14 protein-coding genes are annotated in these 17704 nt (G+C 59.0%); 3 read left to right on the top strand and 11 right to left on the bottom strand.

The features are described 5' to 3' along the window. Positions 1-2: 2 nt before the first annotated feature. Positions 3-1298: a homogentisate 1,2-dioxygenase gene (gene hmgA / locus CAF90_RS19205; protein WP_085608108.1), complete on the bottom strand. Its 1296-nt coding sequence runs from the start codon at positions 1296-1298 to the stop codon at positions 3-5. A 163-nt stretch (positions 1299-1461) separates the two neighbouring features. Between hmgA and CAF90_RS19200 the strand changes: the two genes are divergently transcribed. Then, on the top strand, positions 1462-2244 hold the full coding sequence (locus CAF90_RS19200; protein ID WP_007957247.1) for an IclR family transcriptional regulator: 783 nt from the start codon (positions 1462-1464) through the stop codon (positions 2242-2244). A gap of 18 nt (positions 2245-2262) precedes the next feature. Here the strand turns inward: CAF90_RS19200 and CAF90_RS19195 are convergent, their stop codons facing one another. The 5 genes from CAF90_RS19195 to CAF90_RS19175 form a co-directional block, all read right to left on the bottom strand. After that, positions 2263-4656, bottom strand: a complete 2394-nt coding sequence (locus tag CAF90_RS19195) for a dermonecrotic toxin domain-containing protein (RefSeq protein ID WP_085608107.1) — start codon at positions 4654-4656, stop codon at positions 2263-2265. Between the two features lie 178 nt (positions 4657-4834). Continuing rightward, complete coding sequence (locus CAF90_RS19190; protein ID WP_085608106.1) at positions 4835-7378, bottom strand: LuxR C-terminal-related transcriptional regulator; 2544 nt, start codon at positions 7376-7378, stop codon at positions 4835-4837. A 139-nt stretch (positions 7379-7517) separates the two neighbouring features. Next, a complete protein-coding gene (locus tag CAF90_RS19185) occupies positions 7518-8885 on the bottom strand; it encodes a DUF1329 domain-containing protein (protein ID WP_007957243.1) in 1368 nt (455 codons plus the stop codon). A gap of 23 nt (positions 8886-8908) precedes the next feature. Further along, a complete protein-coding gene (locus CAF90_RS19180) occupies positions 8909-10702 on the bottom strand; it encodes a DUF1302 domain-containing protein (protein WP_085608105.1) in 1794 nt (597 codons plus the stop codon). Between the two features lie 273 nt (positions 10703-10975). Then, entirely contained in the window at positions 10976-11173 is a 198-nt protein-coding gene (locus CAF90_RS19175) for a hypothetical protein (RefSeq protein WP_139834500.1), read from the bottom strand. A gap of 229 nt (positions 11174-11402) precedes the next feature. On the opposite strand from CAF90_RS19175, the gene CAF90_RS19170 reads away from it, so the two are divergent. Next, complete coding sequence (locus CAF90_RS19170; RefSeq protein ID WP_085608103.1) at positions 11403-13436, top strand: S-type pyocin domain-containing protein; 2034 nt, start codon at positions 11403-11405, stop codon at positions 13434-13436. Further along, positions 13433-13720, top strand: a complete 288-nt coding sequence (locus tag CAF90_RS19165; RefSeq protein ID WP_085608102.1) for an immunity protein — start codon at positions 13433-13435, stop codon at positions 13718-13720. Before CAF90_RS19170 ends, CAF90_RS19165 begins: the two co-directional genes overlap by 4 nt. A 22-nt stretch (positions 13721-13742) precedes the next feature. Here CAF90_RS19165 and CAF90_RS19160 read toward each other — a convergent pair whose 3' ends face one another. The 5 genes from CAF90_RS19160 to CAF90_RS19140 form a co-directional block, all read right to left on the bottom strand. Next, positions 13743-14654: an SDR family oxidoreductase gene (locus CAF90_RS19160; protein WP_007957229.1), complete on the bottom strand. Its 912-nt coding sequence runs from the start codon at positions 14652-14654 to the stop codon at positions 13743-13745. Positions 14655-14806: 152 nt separating this feature from the next. Next, positions 14807-15709, bottom strand: a complete 903-nt coding sequence (locus tag CAF90_RS19155) for an alpha/beta fold hydrolase (protein WP_085608101.1) — start codon at positions 15707-15709, stop codon at positions 14807-14809. Then, positions 15709-16491 (bottom strand): class II aldolase/adducin family protein, encoded by a 783-nt coding sequence (locus CAF90_RS19150; RefSeq protein WP_085608100.1) that lies wholly within the window; start codon positions 16489-16491, stop codon positions 15709-15711. Before CAF90_RS19150 ends, CAF90_RS19155 begins: the two co-directional genes overlap by 1 nt. A gap of 132 nt (positions 16492-16623) precedes the next feature. Beyond that, positions 16624-17310, bottom strand: a complete 687-nt coding sequence (locus tag CAF90_RS19145) for an LrgB family protein (protein ID WP_085608099.1) — start codon at positions 17308-17310, stop codon at positions 16624-16626. Further along, positions 17300-17686 carry a CidA/LrgA family protein gene (locus CAF90_RS19140; RefSeq protein WP_085608098.1) on the bottom strand — a complete coding sequence of 129 codons (387 nt, stop codon included), beginning with the start codon at positions 17684-17686 and terminating at the stop codon, positions 17300-17302. Before CAF90_RS19140 ends, CAF90_RS19145 begins: the two co-directional genes overlap by 11 nt. Positions 17687-17704: the final 18 nt, after the last annotated feature.

Genomic DNA, 17704 nt, shown 5'->3' with positions numbered 1-17704 from the left:
GGTTATCTCCGGGTCGGGTCGAACGTGGCGGGCAGCGTGGCCCAGCAGGCGTCGTAAGTGGATTGCAGTTGCGGGCAGTCGAGGGCGAAGCGGCTTGGGCGCAGCACCTGGCTGGTCTCGAACATGAAGGCCATGGTGTTGTCGATCTTCGCCGGTTTGAGGTCCGCGTTGATGGCTTTGGTGCAGGTCTCGCCGTCCGGGCCGTGGGCGCTCATGCAGCTGTGCAGCGATGCACCGCCGGGCACGAAACCTTCAGCCTTGGCGTCGTATTCGCCCTGGATCAGGCCCATGAATTCGTTCATCAGGTTGCGGTGGAACCACGGCGGACGGAAGGTGTTCTCCGCCACCATCCAGCGCGGCGGGAAGATCACGAAGTCGAGGTTGGCCAGACCGTGGACGCTGGTCGGCGAGGTCAGCACGGTGAAGATCGACGGATCCGGGTGATCGAAACTGACGGTGCCGATGGTGTTGAAGCGGCGCAGGTCATATTTGTACGGCACGTTGTTGCCGTGCCAGGCGACCACGTTCAGCGGCGAGTGATTGAGTTCGGTGCCCCACAACTGGCCGAGGAATTTCTGCACCAGGGTGGTCGGCTGTTGCAGGTTTTCGTAAGCCGCGACCGGGGTCAGGAAGTCCCGCGGATTGGCCAGACCGTTGCTGCCGATCGGCCCCAGATCCGGCAGGCGCAGTGGCGCGCCATGGTTCTCGGCGACGTAGCCGCGCGCTTGCGGATCTAGCAGTTCGACGCGGAATTTCAAACCCCGTGGCAGCACGGCGATTTCCAGCGGCGCCACTTCCAGCACACCCAGTTCGGTGGCGATGCGCAGGCGCCCCAGTTGCGGCACCAGCAGCAGCTCGCCGTCGGCGTTGAAGAACACGCGCTCCATCGAACGGTTGGCGCCATAGTGATAGATGCTGATGCCGGCCGGTTTTTCGGCGGCGGAGTTGGCCGCCATGCTGACCAGACCGTCGATGAAATCGGTCGGTTCGGCCGGGATCTCCAGCGGGTTCCAGCGCAGGCGATTGGGGGTGACTTCACCCAACGGACCGCCCGCCAGTTGCCGCTCGAGTTTGACGAATGCCGGGTGATTGGCCGACGGCTGGATCCGGTACATCCACGTACGCCGCGCTTCACTGCGGGTCATGGTGAACGCGGTGCCGGAGAACAGTTCGGTGTACAGACCGTAAGGGGCTTTCTGCGGGGAGTTCTGGCCGACGGGCAGTGCGCCGGGCAGTGCTTCGGAGCTGAATTCGTTACCGAAACCGGACTGGTAAGCCAGGGCTGAATCGAGGTTCATGGAGCCTCCTGAACAGGGAGTCGGCATGGCCGGACGCTCTGGATCAGAGGTCTTGGCACGCCGGGGTTATTTTTATCGTAATTCAATTACGCATAACGTAATTTGCTCGCTATCCAGCGTCAAGCTATAAAGACGCCCATTCGTTCCGGGACACGGCAGCACCATGGAAAAAACCAGCGACAGCAACGGCAAACAGAAAGTCCGCTCCGCCGAAGTCGGCACCGACATCCTCAAGGCCCTGGCCGAGTTGTCTCCGTCCACTTCGCTGTCGCGTCTGGCCGAACATGTGCAGATGCCCGCGAGCAAGGTTCACCGTTATCTGCAGGCTTTGATCGCCTCGGGTTTTGCCGAGCAGAACACCGCCACCAACCACTACGGTCTCGGCCGTGAAGCGCTGCGCGTGGGCCTGGCCGCTCTCAACAGTATGGACGTGCTAAAAGTCGCCGCCCTGCCGCTGGCCGAGTTGCGCGACGAACTCAACGAAACCTGTTTCCTCGCGGTATGGGGCAATCAGGGCGCGACCGTGGTGCACATCGAACCGGCGGTGCGCGCGGTGACGGTAGTGACGCAACTGGGCTCGGTATTACCGTTGCTCAGTTCCTCCACCGGCCTGGTCTTCGGCGCGTTCCTGCCGCATCGGGAAACCGATGAATTGCGCGAGCAGGAAATCGCCAGCGGCGGCCATCCGCTGGCAGACGAAAAAGCTTATGCGGCGTTGTGCGAACAGATCCGCGAACGCGGTCTGCATCATGTTCACGGCTTGCTGATGCCCGGCGTCGATGCCTTGTCGGCACCGGTGTTCAACGCCCTCGGGCAGGTCGCTGCGGTGTTGACCATCGTCGGCCCGACCTCGCTTTTCCACGCCGACGAAAACGGCCCGGCGGCGCAGCGGCTGCTGGCGGCGACGCGGGCCGTGAGCTGGCGGATGGGGTTTGACGCCCGCTAGTCAGATGACTTCAGCCGGTTACAGCAACAACGTCTGGCTATCGCTGGCCGACTCTTCTTTCAGGATCTCCTCGAGCAGTTCCTGAAAACGCTCGTAGCCGAGACTCTGGCCAGTGGCCGAAGCCACCAGACCGACGACCGTGTTGGCGTCGCCCAGAAGCTGGATCAGGGTCTTCTGAGCCTTGGTCGCTTCTTTCCCTCCGGGAACCAGAGAGGCCAGGTCCAGCAACGCATCCTTGAAATGGTCGAACGCTGTTTCCCGATCTCCGTACTTGTAAGCCTGGGCACCCTCGAGAACATTCCTGGTGATCTGCACCGCTGAAAGCGCCAGCCCCACCGGTGGAATAACCATGCTGACCACCGTTGCAGCCAGAACTGACGTGTCATAAACCAGTTTCCCGATGATTTCACCAAGGCTGGTCGTTTGTGCGTCCACATCGGAAATAATCCGTTCTATGCGGGCGTTGTAACTCGCCCGCAACGACTGCACACGGCTGTTCATCTCAAGCACGGGCGGGCTTTCGGAGATGTTCTTGAACTCGATGTTATTGATGAAAGTCCCGATGATCGGCTGCTCGATGTATTTGACCCGTTCATAGAAATACTGGCCGAGAGCGTTTTCCCTGATCGACGCAAAGAGCTGATTCATCGGGCGGTAATGGATACCATCGGGTGCGTTGGGCGTGTAGAGAATCTCGGTGATTTTTCCGCCCTCTACCAATCTGAAAACGTAGACGCCTTCAATCAGGCAACGCTTCAAATGCAGTTTGAACACCGCACTGTATTGCACGTTGGTGATGGTTTCTCCATAAGGAGGAAACGATGGATCCGAGGCCTTGTCCAGCCCTGCGATCAAACGATTCAACTGTTCAGCCAACCCTGGGGACATCTCGCCGGAAAACTGGCTGGACAATACCGCCCGGTACATCTCGGCTTGCTGCGCTCTAAAATGTATTTCCCGCTTAAGCTCATAGTCTGGATGTTTATTGTTCAGATAAACCGAACGCAACATGGCAATGTACTTTTCTCCCGGGCGCAATGTTCGGGACCAGCTTGCCAATTGACGAATATCAAGATTGTGCAGCGTTGGATGACCTGCACTCACGCGAAAGCGCGGATAAATACCTGGCAGCTTGCCCTCCACTTCACGCACAGTGAACGGCGTCTCTTTGATAATGATCCGCGACAACGAAATTTCTTCACCCTGCTCCAGCTCGACAATAATCTCATCAGGATTGACTACGACGATTTCCCCGGATGCTTTCAGCAGGTCTTCTATTTTATTTTTTATGAGATCACGGCAAAAAGTCTCATAGGGAACGATGCCGGCTTTGCGAGCGTTGACGGTATAGAGGGCCTTCAACTCAGTGTTCAATCGAGCGTAACGCTGACGAAGATCGGCAGACGAGTTTCGATAGCCAACCGGCTGGACAAGACTCTCCTGGGCCAGGTCCCAGGACACTTGATAGAAAACCGCCTCTGCAAGAATCCCTTCGGGTGCCTCGGGCCATTCGTAGAAGTTTGCGCCTTTCCAGGCACTCGGAAGTTGCTGAAGCTGTTTCGCATACTTCGTCAATGCGCCCCTCTCCTGAGGATGCGCCTGGGACGTCAGATAGCTCACGCCCTCGTCAGTCCTGACCCAGCCGGCCACCTGAAACTCGAGCTCGCGAATATTGGGGAACGCGTACCAGTCCCGCCCGCCGGGCGAGCCTGGAGCGTACAAGGCGCAGGCGCCATAGGGATTGCTCTTTTGCTGGAAAGCCGTCAGGTCCCTGAAACCATATCGGTATCCCTTCAACACGAACGCCGATGCCGAAATGCTGCGGTCCCCCTGCAGGAAGCGCTCGACCATCTGCATGCTCGACTGATTGAGATGTCCCTGCAAAGTCGCCGAAAACGCGCTGAAAGCGATGCGGGTTGCCAAGGTACCCAACAATGCGATTTGCACACCGTAATCATCAAAGGATTTTCGAAGCGCTTCGAAGTAATCCGATCGGATATCGACCCCGGACAACCAGTTTTCCACGCGTGCTTGAGTCAAGCCTGAAGGAATCTGACCCTCGAACTTCATTTCAGACCGGTGGTTCTGATCATGCAGACCGAACAATGCCAGCTCCAGTAACGAACGCTTATCCTCTTGAACCAGCGTGCGACCAGCCATTTGAATGTTGAAGCGGGAAACGACACTGACACTTTCCGGATCAATTCGAGCACCGAATGCGCTGTTCGTCCATTCCTGAACACGTGCGGATGCATAGGTCTTCAAGGATGCCGACTTGCCCAGCAGTTGCCTGAGCTCCGCTTCCTGGCCAGCCATTTGCTGCATCAGGTATTCATACTTCTGTTGATTGTACGAGCTGGTGCCAGCGAGCCATTGCGGACGAACGCCGAGGGTATCTTTTAAATCGTTCATTGCGAGTTCCTTGCAGCATCAAAAACCAAATGACACAACGCCATTTATTCAATGCAACAAAACTAACGCTCAACAACCCCGACTAAAACAAGCGACCCGTTACTTCACATTTTGAATATTTAATAATTATCTCCGAGAAGAAACCGAACAAATAAATCATTCTCCCGCTGTAACGCCGCTATACATCCAGACCCAGTATCTTTGCACTGGCCACTGCTTGCGTTCTGCGCTCAACACCCAACTTTCCATGTATACGCCTGGCATGAGTCTTTACCGTATGTAAGGAAATAAACAGCTGATCTGCAATCTGTTGATTGGAATACCCTTTGGCAATCAGTCTCAAAACTTCCAGTTCTCGCTGACTGAGCAATGCGCCACCGCTCGAACTGACTGCACAAGGTGTCTCGGTAACCCCGTCAATCAGCTCGGGACGGCGCATTTTCAGCTCATGCAGTGCCTGATGCAGTCCATGCAGGCTGGCCATTTCACAACCCGCCTGCAAATGAGATCTGGCCAACAATTCGTCACCCAGCGCGAACGCGACCTCGGCCAATGCCAGGTGGAGGTCGGTTTCCAGAGAAAGCATTCTGCAATGCCGGGCGGTTTCCAGAAGCTGCTGGAGGCGCGCGATCGGGCAGTGAGCCTTGTGTAATTCAACCTCGGCCAGGATCAGCAAATACTCGATACGTGGAATCAGCTCCAGCGTCGCAGGTGGAGCCTGCAATGCACCGGGCCCCTGATAGTGTCGCAGCAGGCGGGTCATCGCCTCGCAAACCAGTTCGTTACGTCCTTGCTGCAGCCAGAAAAGACTGCTGGCGTGCAACAAGGCACCGCGATAGACCGTGTCCGGAATCTGCCGCAGTTGCATCAGCCGCTCGGCATCGCGCAGACACACGAAAGCCTGTTCGTAGTCCGCCTGGTTGGCGGCCAATTGTGCCAGTCCGATGAAGCCATACAGCACGCGCTTGTCATGATTGCGTTTGCAGTCCTCCAGGCCGGCCTGGAAAAACCCTGCGGCGCGGGCGTCCAACCCCTGACTCAAAGCCAGCCGCCCTCGGCGTAACGCGATTCTTCCCATCAACGGTGTCGGCCGGTTCGATTGCTTGCCAAGCAAATCGTGGACATTGGCCAGGAGGCTTTCAGCCCGGGACGCTGTGCCGCGCTGCTCCAGCAATTGCGCATGATCGAGCTCAAGCAGTGCCTCGAACACCAGCGAGCCTTGCGCGCGTGCCAGACACAGCGCCTGGCGGTTACAGGCATGCGCAACGTCGAGTTCGCCTCTTAAAAGTGCTTGCTGGGTCAATCCGGACAAACACATTGCCCGAGCGATCCAGCTGTCCGCGTCCAGCACTTCCAATGCTTGAGAAAAATGCTCTTGGGCAGCCTCCATTCGCCCCTCGAGATGCGCGAGCCAACCGCTCAACGCCTGCCAGCGTGCAATCAGCTGACACTCACCCTGTGCAGAGGATTGCGGCAGGAAACACGAAAGACGCGCAATGCATTGCCCCGCCTGTTCAAAGCGACCGGCAAACAGCAACGCCGCCGTCATCAGTCCGACCAGCTGTGGCGAACTCATTGTCAGTTCACCGCCGCGGATTTCATGCAGCCGCAACAACAGCACCACCGTTTGCTCTTCGAACAGATGCTCGAAGCTGAAGTGCTGCAACAGACTGATGGCCGCCTCATGTTCTTCGGCCAGGAGAGCCTGTTCAAAAGCCGAGCGCCAGTCATTCGCGGCAGCGAACCACTGGCATGCCCGACGATGCCAGGAACGCCCCGATGGCCACTGCTCTTCGCGAATGACGTGCGACAGTGACGGGCAAACCTGCAGCCAGTCGGCCGAATCGTTCCAGGGCTCGATAAAGCAGCCGAGCACTTGCAGCGTGCGCAAGTACTGGGCGCCCTCTCCGGCACCAAACAGGTGTTCACAGAGCTCGGCATTGAACCGCGGCAAATGCGCCAGCACACGCCAGGCCTCGGCCAACTCCGGGCTCAGACCACTGAACAGTTCGTGTTGCAGGTAGTCCAGCAAGGTGTCCATGCGTTGCTGCGGCAAGGTCTTTTGCGACCAGTCGCATTTTTGCATCAACAGCATCCGCACCCCGGCGCACCAGCCGCCGCTGCGCTGGAAGATGCGCCCCGCCACGCTGTCGGCCTGGGCGGGAGGCAAGTGTCGCAACGCTTGTGCGATTTCGTCCCGGGTCAGCGCCAACGCCGCGCCTTCACATTCGTACAAAGCATCATCGAGCAGCAAGCGGGGCCAGTTGCAGGACGGACGGCGCCGCGTGCCGATCCACCACGTCAGGGCCGGACTGCTGACCGCCAGCATCCGGTCGAGAAAGGCATCCAGCGCAGGCTCCGGATATCGGCAGTAGTCATCGATCAGCACCCACGTTGTCGAAGTACGCCGCGCCAGTTCATACAGCAGTGATGTCTCGTCTGCGCCTGTCAGTCCCATAGTGCGCGCCAGCCGTTCGCAAAATTCGCCAACGCTCAAGGACGAGCCCGCCAGCGGCAACCAACACAGCGTGCAATTGACGGGCGCCTGGAGCAGGCATTCGGTGAGCAGAGCGGTCTTGCCGCTGCCGGCGGGTGCGCAGACCAGTTTGACCCGCGCCGCAGACTCGAGCAGAGCACAGCAAAGACGCGGACGCGCAAGGTGATGGGAAGACAGTCTCGGGAGAAAACCCGCTCGATCCGGAGCGTGGGTCATGGCGGTCATCGGGTACGCCTTTTTATCGTTGTACGCTCACCCTAGCCCTCTCCCCGGCGCTTGTTGACGAGTATTCAGTACGCTGATTGGCGCCCATAAAAAAGGCGACCGTACGGTCGCCTTTTGCCTTGCCCATGTATCGAAACCCTTACCGTACGCCCTCGGCGCGCAGGGCCGACGGGGTGTAGTCGGCGGCCTTGGCTTCGAAGCCGAATTCGAAGCTGTGCTTCTCTTCGTTCTTCATCCCCAGGGCAATGTAGCGGCCGGCGATGATGTCGTAGAGCGCTTCGAGGGTGTAGGCCTGGGCCTGGTGATCGTAGTAGTACTGCGCGTGTCCTTCGGCCACTCGCCACAGTTGCCCGCGACCGTCGTAGTGATCGGCCAGCGCCACTTGCCAGCTGTCCTCGTCGATGTACATGTGGCGCTTGGCGTAGATGTGCCGCTCGTTCGGTTTCACCGTGCCGACCACTTCCCAGACCCGGTGCAGTTCATAGCGAGTCAGGTCCTGGTTAATGTGTCCGGCCTTGACGATGTCGTCGTACTTGAGGCTCGGCGAATCGAGTTTGTAGCTGTTGTACGGAATGTACATTTCCTTCTTGCCGATCAGTTTCCAGTCGTAGCGGTCCGGCGCGCCGGAGAACATGTCGAAGTTGTCCGAGGTGCGCAGGCCGTCGGCAGCGGTGCCCGGCCCGTCATAGGCGACTTGCGGTGCACGACGGACCCGGCGCTGGCCGGCGTTGTAGATCCACGCCAGACGCGGCTCCTTCACCTGATCAAGGGTCTCGTGCACCAGCAGCACGTTACCGGCCAGTCGCGCCGGGGCGGTCACCGACTGTTTGAAGAAGGTCAGGACGTTGGCGGCTTTGTCCGCGTCCAGATCCTTCATCAGTTGCGGCACGGCGATCTCTTCTTCGAAGCGGATCGGCGTGTAACTGCCGTTGGTCTGCGGGGTCACCTGAGTGATGATGCGTTTGACGTTGCCGCCGTGATAGCGAGTGATGTGGTTCCACAACACCTCTACCCCGTTCTTGGGAATCGGGAAGGCGTAGTAGCGATTGCCGGTGAAATTGGCCAGACCGTTACCGTCGTTGATCGTGGTGACGTTGAGCGCGCTGCGCTTGGCCGACTCGTAGATTTCCGGCGGCACGGCCACGGTGCGGTGGGTCGGGTAGACCGGAATCTTGTAGGTCTCGGGGTAGCGCTTGAACATCGCCACCTGGCCGTCGGACAGCTTGTCCTTGTACTTGTCGACGTTGGCGGCGGTGATGGTGAACAGCGGTTTTTCGCTGGCGAACGGGTCAGCCAGGAAACCCTTGCTGTCGACCGCACCGGCGTTTTTCGGGATACCGCCGGTCCAGGCCGGAATCGAGCCGTCGGCGTTGCCGGCCTTCTCGGCGCCCAGCGGCGTCAGGCTGGTGCCGAGCTTGTTGGCTTCGTCCGGCGACACCGCCGCGATCACGTTGGCGGCCAGCAGGCTCAGGGCCAGGACACCGCATTGCAGAATCATCTTGCGCATTGCATTCATCCTTCTCGGGCAGATCAGAAGTTCACACCGAAGCTCAGGGCCACGAAGTCACGGTCTTCGAGGGTGTTGTAGTCACCACCGAAAAAATCGGTGTAACTCAGGCTCGCGGTATAGGTGTTGCGGTAGTCGGCATCGACCCCGACGCTGACGGCCTTGGCGCCTTCGTTGAACAGACCGTTGGGGCCATAACCGGCGACGTCGTGGGACCAGGACAGGTTGGGCTTGAGGTTGATCCCGCCGATCACGTTGGCGTAATCGAGGATCGCCCGGGCGCGATAGCCCCAGGAGGTGGAGGTGACGAAACCGTCGGTGTCGCCGCCGAAACCGTACTGGCCGTAGACCGAGTCACGGCCATAACGCAGTTTGCTGCGCGATTCCAGTCCACCGACCCGAACCACCGCTGCTTCACCCACCAGAGTCAGACGCTGAGCGCCCCAGACCTGATCGAAAAAGTGCGTCAGCGTGCTCTGGATCTGCGTCACTTCCTTGCGCCGGTAGCCCTTGTTGTCAGCACCCGGCGAGGTGACCAGCGGCGACGCGGCACCGCCGGCAATCGGATTGAGCAGGGCCAGAGTCAAGTCGTTGGTGTTGACCTGCACCGGCGCGTTGGGCCGGTAGCTGATCTCGCCGGTCCAGGCGGTGCCGGTCGGCAGCGTGGTGGAGAAACTCGCGCCGTACAGGCGGATGTCTTCCGGGTATTCGAGGTAATACTGGCCGCGCCCGAGCATCACGCTTTGCGCCAGCCCCGAACCGCTGCCGGGCGCCAGCCGGTTGGCGATCCCGACCATGCCCGGCAGCGCCGCGAGGGTCGACAGCCCGGCGGTGCTGGTGCCAACCGTCGGCGTGCGGCTGTGGTAATTCATGAAGTAGAGGCCGTACTCGGTGTCATCGCCGAGCCAGCGCAACGCCGTGCCCCATTGCCCGGAATCCCGCGCATCGCGGTCGCCGCCACGGGGCACGATCACGCCTTCGCGGGTGACCTGGATCGGCTGACCAAAGGCTGCCGTCAGCGGCGCCAACGGGGCGATCGCCGGGCTGCCGACGGTGTAGCCGTTGTTGCAACCATCCGCCGCCACGTCGACACCGAAGAAGGTGCCGCAGTTGTCGAGGACAGTCTGATCCCATTCCAGTTGATAGAAGCCCTCGACCGTCAGTTGGTCGGTGAGCCCCTGAGAGGCGAACAGCATGTTCACCGGAATCAGCCCTTCCTTGATCTCCGCACCTGGCCGGCGAAACGCCGAGACGTCGATCGGGTTGATGCTGTTGATCGAGTTACCGATGAAGGTACTTTCGCCCCAGCTCACTACTTGCTTACCGGCACGCACGGTGCCCGGCAAATCGGCGATGGAGTAGTTGTGATAGACGAACGCATCGAGAATCTGCGCGCCGGAAGACTTCGCGCCTTCCTTGCGACCCTTGTCACTGATCTGTTTGAACTCGCGGTCTTCGTCCTTGAGTTCGAAGTCGTACCAGTACTTGCCGCGCACGAACACACCGGTGTCGCCGTACTTCAGTTCGAGGTCGTGGATGCCCTTGAAGATCTTGGAAAAGGTCTCGCCCTTCTTGAAGTTCAAACGCCCGTCATCACCGGTGGAAGACTGGCCCGTCCCGCCGTTGACCGTACCCACCAGCGACTTGTCGGCATCGCGCATGCCCCAGCTCGCACCGACCGACAGCGACGAATCGAAGGTGCCTTCGATTTCCCCGATATTGAAAGCGACCGCGTGCGCCTGGGCACAGCAACCCAAGGCCACCGCAGCGGCGAGCGCGTGCGGTGTGAAGATGGCGCGCATTGTTGTTTTTGTCATGCGTCTTCCCCGGTGAGTGACAGAAGGCCTCACCCTACTGCCGCCACACGGGGACGATAAGCGCACCAAGGAGGTATTCACGCTGTCGCTCGAAAGGATGAATCCCCGCCTGCGACAAGGCTTTGCGCCCGCCATGAACAGGCTGGATGCACCACTATCAACGCAACGGATAATGACGACCGCAGTGCGCGCCACTGTTACATGCCCCGTAACAGTGCATGTCCGGAATCGCTATTTTTCCCTGAGGCGCCAGCCCTTATTCTGAGCGGGCTTTCACGGCAGACCGCCAGCAAGCACGAAGTCCGCGACCGAGTCGTCGGCAACCGATTTCTGATGGACCGAAGCGTTTTTCGATCCATCGCCCCGGTGTTCACTGACGTTGATTTGTAGCTCCTTGATCCAACGTCTTACCTTGGCCGCTGCGTTTGCAGCGGCCTTTTTTATGCCTGCGAAAAAGATCACATCGTTCACTCATGGAAGATTCCGAATAGCTCGTCAGATATTTCCATTTCAAAAACGGGAAATACCCACTCTTTTTAATACCCGCTCAAATTTCATACAGATTAATTCGCCATCAACTACAGCCTAATCAGAATCAGGCCAATACATCTTGCTGTAACTTGATTCCATGCAAACGCTTGTCGGCGCTACGACTTTTTGCCGGCTTATTACAAACCTGCTTATTCAAAAGGATATGAATATGGCAACCCCTCCATCAGGAAGATTGGAAATAGGCATTAACGACGCCGTCCATATACGAGGCATTGCACCACGCGACACATTCATTATGCCGCCATCCCATTCGCCCAGAATTCCTCACGGCAGCGGGATGTTTGGCCATGGGCATGGCATGCAAATGACCGCCCACTCCGCTCATATGATCGCACACGCCATGCAATCAAATATCAGTGTTCTGGAGAGTGAATATCAAACCCGTACGACTCAATTACCACAAACAATTGAACATGAATTAACGACGATTCGGCAGGAGGGCTCCAATCATTATCTACCTCCCACGCAAGCGGTTATTCGCGAACTGGACATTCGCAACAGATTGATAGCGCGCAAGACGGCGATACTTCAGCAACAAAGCGCCATCGCTAACCAGTTCTTCGGCAGTGACCCTGCCAATAAAACGCTGCCCGAATTTATCCAAAAGGCTTCGCAGATGGAGCCGCAGATCAAGCCCTATGGCATAGCCATACAAGCTTGGACCGTTTCGTACCGCGCGGCTCATGAAGTGAGGCTGCTGTCCCAGACCATCGACATTCTGAGTCGACAGAACACCAACTATTACACCTGGCTTGCCGCCTCCCAAGCCAACGACCGGGAGCTGGCCAGGCAAACAGCCGAACGAGCCCGAATCGCTGCTGAACAACATCGTCAGCGAGCACTCGCAGAGGCGGCACGGCAGCAAAAGGTGCAAAAGGAAATCCAGGCCCGTGAAGAGGCGCGCCTTGCAGCGCTGGCTGAAATGCAACGGCTTGCCGCCGAGCAGGCGCGAATTGCCGCCGAAGCCATCGCACAGCAGATGGCTGCCGAGCAGGCACGTCTGCAAGCGCAAAACGCCCCGAACGGACAATCCCCCGTCGTTGCCAATGCCGGATCAATGGCCGCATTCGGCCCCACCTTCAGCGGGCCGCTTGGCGTCTTTGGCAACAACTTGGCAACTACGCTGGCACTCAGAACATCGCTGCGAACGGCGGTGTCCCTGGCGCTGACGGGTATATACACAGCGGCTGCGCCGGTAATTGTCGGGTTCGCCGCTTTGCTTGCACCCTCGAGACTGGGCAACGGCGATCTTTACTCTGCCAGCGTTCCACTGTCAGACCTGGCACCCGACTTGAGCAGCGATGAGCTGTATGAGTCAGCCGCCATTGGAGGAGATGTCGATCTGCCGGTCAGGCTCGGTTCATCGACGATGGGCGACAAAACCGAGTTCGTTGTAGTCACCACGGACGGTCTGACTGTCCCCGCCAATGTACCCGTCAGGGCCGCACACTTCGATGCTCGCACAAACACCTACGTTTCCACTGCCAGCGACACCAACGGCCCCACGCTGACCTGGACGCCATTGGTAGATCATCTGAATCCCTCGACGGATTTGCCGCAGGCCGATTCGGAACTGCCGATTTACAACGGTGCTGAAGTAGTTCCTGGAGAGGGGCGGATCGACCCGTTTCCTGAACTGGATCGGTATGAGTTGGGTGGGTTTATCACGGTCTTTCCGATTGAGTCGGGGATACCGCCTCTGTATGTGGTTTTCAGCAGTCCCTACGAAGGGGCGTTCGTCAGAGGGAAATACAGTGGTCGCAACTTCAATCCAGAGCAGGCTGGTGGGCCGATACTTGATCTGGATTGGCGAACGGCTGTCATCACCCGAGAGGGAATTGAGGCAGTAAAACTACACATCTCAAGGCTCAATCAATCGGACGCCAACGACATTATGATTCAACGTCTGGAAAACATTCTCAGCGGGGTGCATTCTGATACAGATTTGCGCTACTACACTCATGAAATAAGAGAGCTTGAGCGTTACAGGGCCTTCGGCTACAGCGACGACACCTCCCCCTCGGATGAATCCCCGATATGGAACAACGCTCATACCGCAGCCCTTGAAGACTACAAACTCGGCAGTGAATTAGAAGTTCTATATACCGAGCAGGCAATCAATGCGATGAATGCGCAAGATCAGAGAGAGTACGAACAAGACATGAGGAGTTTCGGCCAATGAATACTGTCGAAAAAATCATCAAAAATGAGCCGGTTGCAGATGTTGTCTCCCTATTTGCACTATTTTGGCCAGCAATGCGAATTGACCGTATGTATGGACGATATCGTAGTGAGGTAATTCAAGAGGGCATTTTGGTCGACACTTACAATTCACTATTCAACGATGGAGTACTCTCCAGCGATAAAAGCGGTAAGACAGTCAAAGGCCCAAACTGGAAGACGCCAACGTTCATGGCAGAAAAACGTTACGAGTACTTACTGAAAAGCCACCTGACTTTTACCTGAGTAGTCGGGTGGCCTTCAGAGTTTAAAGCGAATACTTCTGCAGATTCCCCATCATTTCCTTCAGCGCCTCGATGTTGTCCTTCGGATGCGCCGCACCTTCGAAATCACAGATCTGCTGCCAGTGCGCCGCGACGTCTTCCGGGGAAAACCCGACGCGAGGATCGAACCCGGCGCCCAGGCTGCGCTCCCAGCGCACCTTGCCCATCCAGCCGCCGCCGACCTCGAACAGGCCGGAAGTTTCCTGGCATTGTTCGCTGGCCAGGTACACCACCAGCGGGCTGACCAGTTCCGGTTTGAGTTGTTCGAACACTTGCGGCGGGATCAGGCCTTCGGTCATGCGCGTGCCGCCGGTAGGGGCGATGGCGTTGACCAGGATGTTGTTCTTGCGACCTTCAATGGCCAGGGTGCGGGTCAGGCCGTAGAGACCGAGTTTGGCCATGCCGTAGTTGGACTGGCCGAAGTTGCCATAGATGCCCGAGGTCGAAGCGGTGAAGATCACTCGCCCGTAGTTTTGCTCACGCATGTGCGGCCACGCGGCGCGGGTCACCTTGTAGGCGCCTTCGACGTGGACGCGATAGACCAGATCCCAGTCGGCGTCTTCCATTTTGTGGAAGGTCTTGTCGCGCAGGATCCCGGCGTTGTTGACCACCACATCGACGCGGCCGAATACATCGAGCGCGTTCTGCACCAGTTTGTCGCCGTCGGTGACGGAATCATGGTTGGCCTCGGCGATGCCGCCGGCCTCACGGATTTCCGCTACCACGCGATCAGCGGCCGAAGCGTTGGCGCCTTCGCCCTGGGTCGAGCCGCCGAGGTCGTTGACCAGCACTTTGGCGCCCTGTTTGGCGAACAGCAAAGCGTGAGCGCGTCCCAGGCCACCACCGGCTCCGGTGACGATCACGACTTTATCTTCGAAACGCACAGACTCATTCATCGGGGCAACTCCAGCAGGCCTGAGGGACAGTGTCCCGGAGTGTCAGGCACGACGCGTTCGGTCACAACGAACACGGCTGGGGCTGAATGGTGCTCGATAAGGCTGGGGGATGATGAAAACGTGCCGAGGCGCCAGGCGCCTGCGGCACGAATTCAGGAACACGCCACCTTGCGCGGCGGCAACACGAAGTGATCGCGAAATTCGAGGTAGTGCTTGAGCACCTGCACCGGCGCTTCGGTTTGCGGGTAATGGCCGATGCCCGGCAACAGCACGGTGTCAGCGTCGGGAATCAGCGCGCGATAACGCTCGACCATGTGCGCGCCGGAAATCGGATCGACTTCGCCATCGATCACCCGCAGCGGCACCTCGCCGCGCTGCATCGCCGCGACCCAGCGATCACGCTGAACCCGGCGCTCGGGAATGTAGTGAATCAGCTTGTGCATGACCCGCGGCCCGCGATTGCATTCGATCAGGCTCCAGAAATCATCCATCTCGCTTTCGCTGGGCCGGGTGTCCGGGCCGAAGATCTGCCGGAAATTTTTCACCAGCGCATCGCGAGTAAACGCCCGGCCAATCATCCAGCCCAAGGGGCTGAGCAGCAGTTTTTGCGTCAGCAACGGCCGATGGGTTTCCGGGAACAGACCACCGTTGAGGAACACGCAACTGGCGACCTCTATGCGGTCTTCGTAATGCCGGGCCAGCAGTTCCTGGGCAACACTGTCGCCGTAATCGTGAGCCAGAATGTGCACCGGTTGCTCGACCTGCAGATGCGCCAGCAAGGCCTGTTGCAGATCGGCCTGCTCCAGCAGGCTGTAGGTGTGATTCAGGGGTTTGGCCGAGTCGCCGAAGCCGAGCATGTCGCAGGCAATCACCCGGTAGCGCTGGGACAGCGGCTGCCACAGGTAATGCCAGTCCCAACTGGCCGTCGGGAAACCATGGATCAGCAGCAGCGGTTCGCCCTGCCCGGCCGTCCAGTAGCGGATCGGCTGACCACGGAAGACAAACGTCTGGCTGCGTTTGCGCCAGGCACTCAGAGGGATCTCGGCGAGAGGCATTAGAGTTTATACCCGGGGTCTTGTTTATCGAGTTTGCGCAGCAGCGCCGGCCAGGCCAGCGCGCCACCCATGCCTTGAGCACTTTTGGTGACGCCGGCGATCATCGCCTTGGCGCCCGCCAGAATCTGCGGTTCGATGGCGATCAGTTCGGCACCGCCAGTCTGCGCCATGACCTGGATGTCGCACGCACGCTGAAAGGTGAACATCATCAGGAACGTGTCAGCGATGGTGCCGCCACAGGTCAGCAGACCGTGGTTGTGCAGCATCAGGAAATTGCTGTCACCGAGATCCGCCTGCAACCGCGCTTTCTCTTCATGGTTGAGCGCCACACCTTCGTAGGCGTGAAAGGCCAGGCTCGACAGCACGAACAGCGATTGCTGACTGATCGGCAACACGCCCTGCTTCTGCGCCGATACAGCGACACCGGAGGCGGTGTGGGTGTGCAGCACGCAGGCCACGTCGTGCCGCACTTCGTGCACGGCGCTGTGGATGGTGTAGCCGGCGGGATTGATTTCGTAAGGGCTGTCCATGAGCTTGTTGCCGGCCTGATCGACCTTCACCAGGCTCGAGGCGGTGATCTCATGGAACATCAGGCCGAACGGGTTGATCAGGAAATCTTCGGTGCCGGGCACCTTGGCGGAAATGTGGGTGAAGATCAGATCGTCCCAGCCATGCAGCGCGACCAGACGATAACAGGCGGCCAGATCGACCCGGGTCTGCCATTCCGCGGCACTGACCTGGTCTTTGACACTCACGGACGAAGGGACGGGGGCTACGCTCACTGTATGCACCTCTGCGTTCTTATTGTTTTTGCGTGTGTCAGCAGTCTAGTCAGCCCCGGACGGTCGCGTAGTTGCATTGGCAGCCAGCTTGATGACTGAACGAGTCAGCCACGCAAACAGCTTGGATCCATGTCAAAGCAACGACGCCAACAAAGGCGCGGCGAACAGATTGAGCAACCCCGTCAGCACCATCACCAACCCCGCCACCGAACCTTCCTCGCCGCCCACTTCATGGGCACGGCTGACCCCGGCACCGTGCGCACCGACGCCGAACAATGCCCCGCGCGCCAGGGCGCTGCGCAACGGCAGCCACTTGAGCAGCACGCCACCGAGCATCGCGCCGAACACACCGGTGAACATCACGAACACCGCTGTCAGCTCCGGCACACCACCGAGGTCCTGCGCCAGCGGCATCGCGAACGGCGTGGTGATCGAACGCGGCACCAGCGACAGCGTCACCGAACTGTCCAGCGCCAGTGCTTTCGCGAGGCCGAACGAAGTGGCGATCGAGGCGGCGCTGCCAGCCAGCATGCCCAGCAGCAATGCCGACCAATGCCGCACCAGCAAACGCCGCTGCTGCCAGATCGGCACCGCAAATGCCACGGTGACCGGACCGAGCACCAGCATCAGCCAATGGGTGTTACTCGAATATTCGGCGTAAGCGGTGTGCAGCGGCACGGCAAGCGCCAGCAGCAACGCGGGGACCAGAATCAGCGGCGACAACACGTAGCGCCCGGTCCGGCGATACAGCCAGCGGCTGAACAGATAAGCCAGCAACGTGAACGCCAGCCAGAACATCGGCATCAGTTCAAACTTCATGGGACCGCCTCAGCCGCACGGCCAGTTCCACGGTAAAAGCGGTCACCAGCATCACCATCAATGTGCTGGCCGCGATAACCAACAAGATCCGCCAGCCGTCATCACGCAGCAATGTGCCGTAATCCAGCAGGCTCATCAGTGCCGGGATGAAGAACAGCAGCATCTCGGCCATTAATAACCCAGAGCCCATTTGCAACGCCGCCGGTTTGACCCAGCCGAACGCAAAACCCAGCAGCAACAGGGCCATGCCGATCACGCCGCCGGGAATCGGCCAGGCCAGCCACGCTGCGATCTGGCAGCCGAGCAGGTAGAGAGCGAGCAGCACGGCCAGTTCGGCCAGCAGGCGGGAGAGGTATTTAACGGTCGAGGTTTTCATCGGGGGGCTCCTTTCAGG

Source organism: Pseudomonas sp. B37(2017), assembly GCF_002112885.1.
Taxonomy (GTDB): Bacteria; Pseudomonadota; Gammaproteobacteria; order Pseudomonadales; family Pseudomonadaceae; genus Aquipseudomonas; species Aquipseudomonas paraglycinae.
The sequence above is the reverse complement of the archived record's forward strand: the minus strand, read 5'-3'. Positions and strand labels throughout refer to the sequence as shown.

Bases quoted from the DNA above. Each gene is read 5' to 3' on its own strand.
- CAF90_RS19155 (WP_085608101.1), bottom strand. From the start codon at position 15,709: ATGCCTCTCGCCGAGATCCCTCTGAGTGCCTGGCGCAAACGCAGCCAG.
- CAF90_RS19145 (WP_085608099.1), bottom strand. From the start codon at position 17,310: ATGAAGTTTGAACTGATGCCGATGTTCTGGCTGGCGTTCACGTTGCTG.
- CAF90_RS19190 (WP_085608106.1), bottom strand. From the start codon at position 7,378: ATGACCGCCATGACCCACGCTCCGGATCGAGCGGGTTTTCTCCCGAGA.
- CAF90_RS19185 (WP_007957243.1), bottom strand. From the start codon at position 8,885: ATGCGCAAGATGATTCTGCAATGCGGTGTCCTGGCCCTGAGCCTGCTG.
- CAF90_RS19180 (WP_085608105.1), bottom strand. From the start codon at position 10,702: ATGACAAAAACAACAATGCGCGCCATCTTCACACCGCACGCGCTCGCC.
- hmgA (WP_085608108.1), bottom strand. From the start codon at position 1,298: ATGAACCTCGATTCAGCCCTGGCTTACCAGTCCGGTTTCGGTAACGAA.
- CAF90_RS19200 (WP_007957247.1), top strand. From the start codon at position 1,462: ATGGAAAAAACCAGCGACAGCAACGGCAAACAGAAAGTCCGCTCCGCC.
- CAF90_RS19140 (WP_085608098.1), bottom strand. From the start codon at position 17,686: ATGAAAACCTCGACCGTTAAATACCTCTCCCGCCTGCTGGCCGAACTG.
- CAF90_RS19195 (WP_085608107.1), bottom strand. From the start codon at position 4,656: ATGAACGATTTAAAAGATACCCTCGGCGTTCGTCCGCAATGGCTCGCT.
- CAF90_RS19170 (WP_085608103.1), top strand. From the start codon at position 11,403: ATGGCAACCCCTCCATCAGGAAGATTGGAAATAGGCATTAACGACGCC.
- CAF90_RS19160 (WP_007957229.1), bottom strand. From the start codon at position 14,654: ATGAATGAGTCTGTGCGTTTCGAAGATAAAGTCGTGATCGTCACCGGA.
- CAF90_RS19165 (WP_085608102.1), top strand. From the start codon at position 13,433: ATGAATACTGTCGAAAAAATCATCAAAAATGAGCCGGTTGCAGATGTT.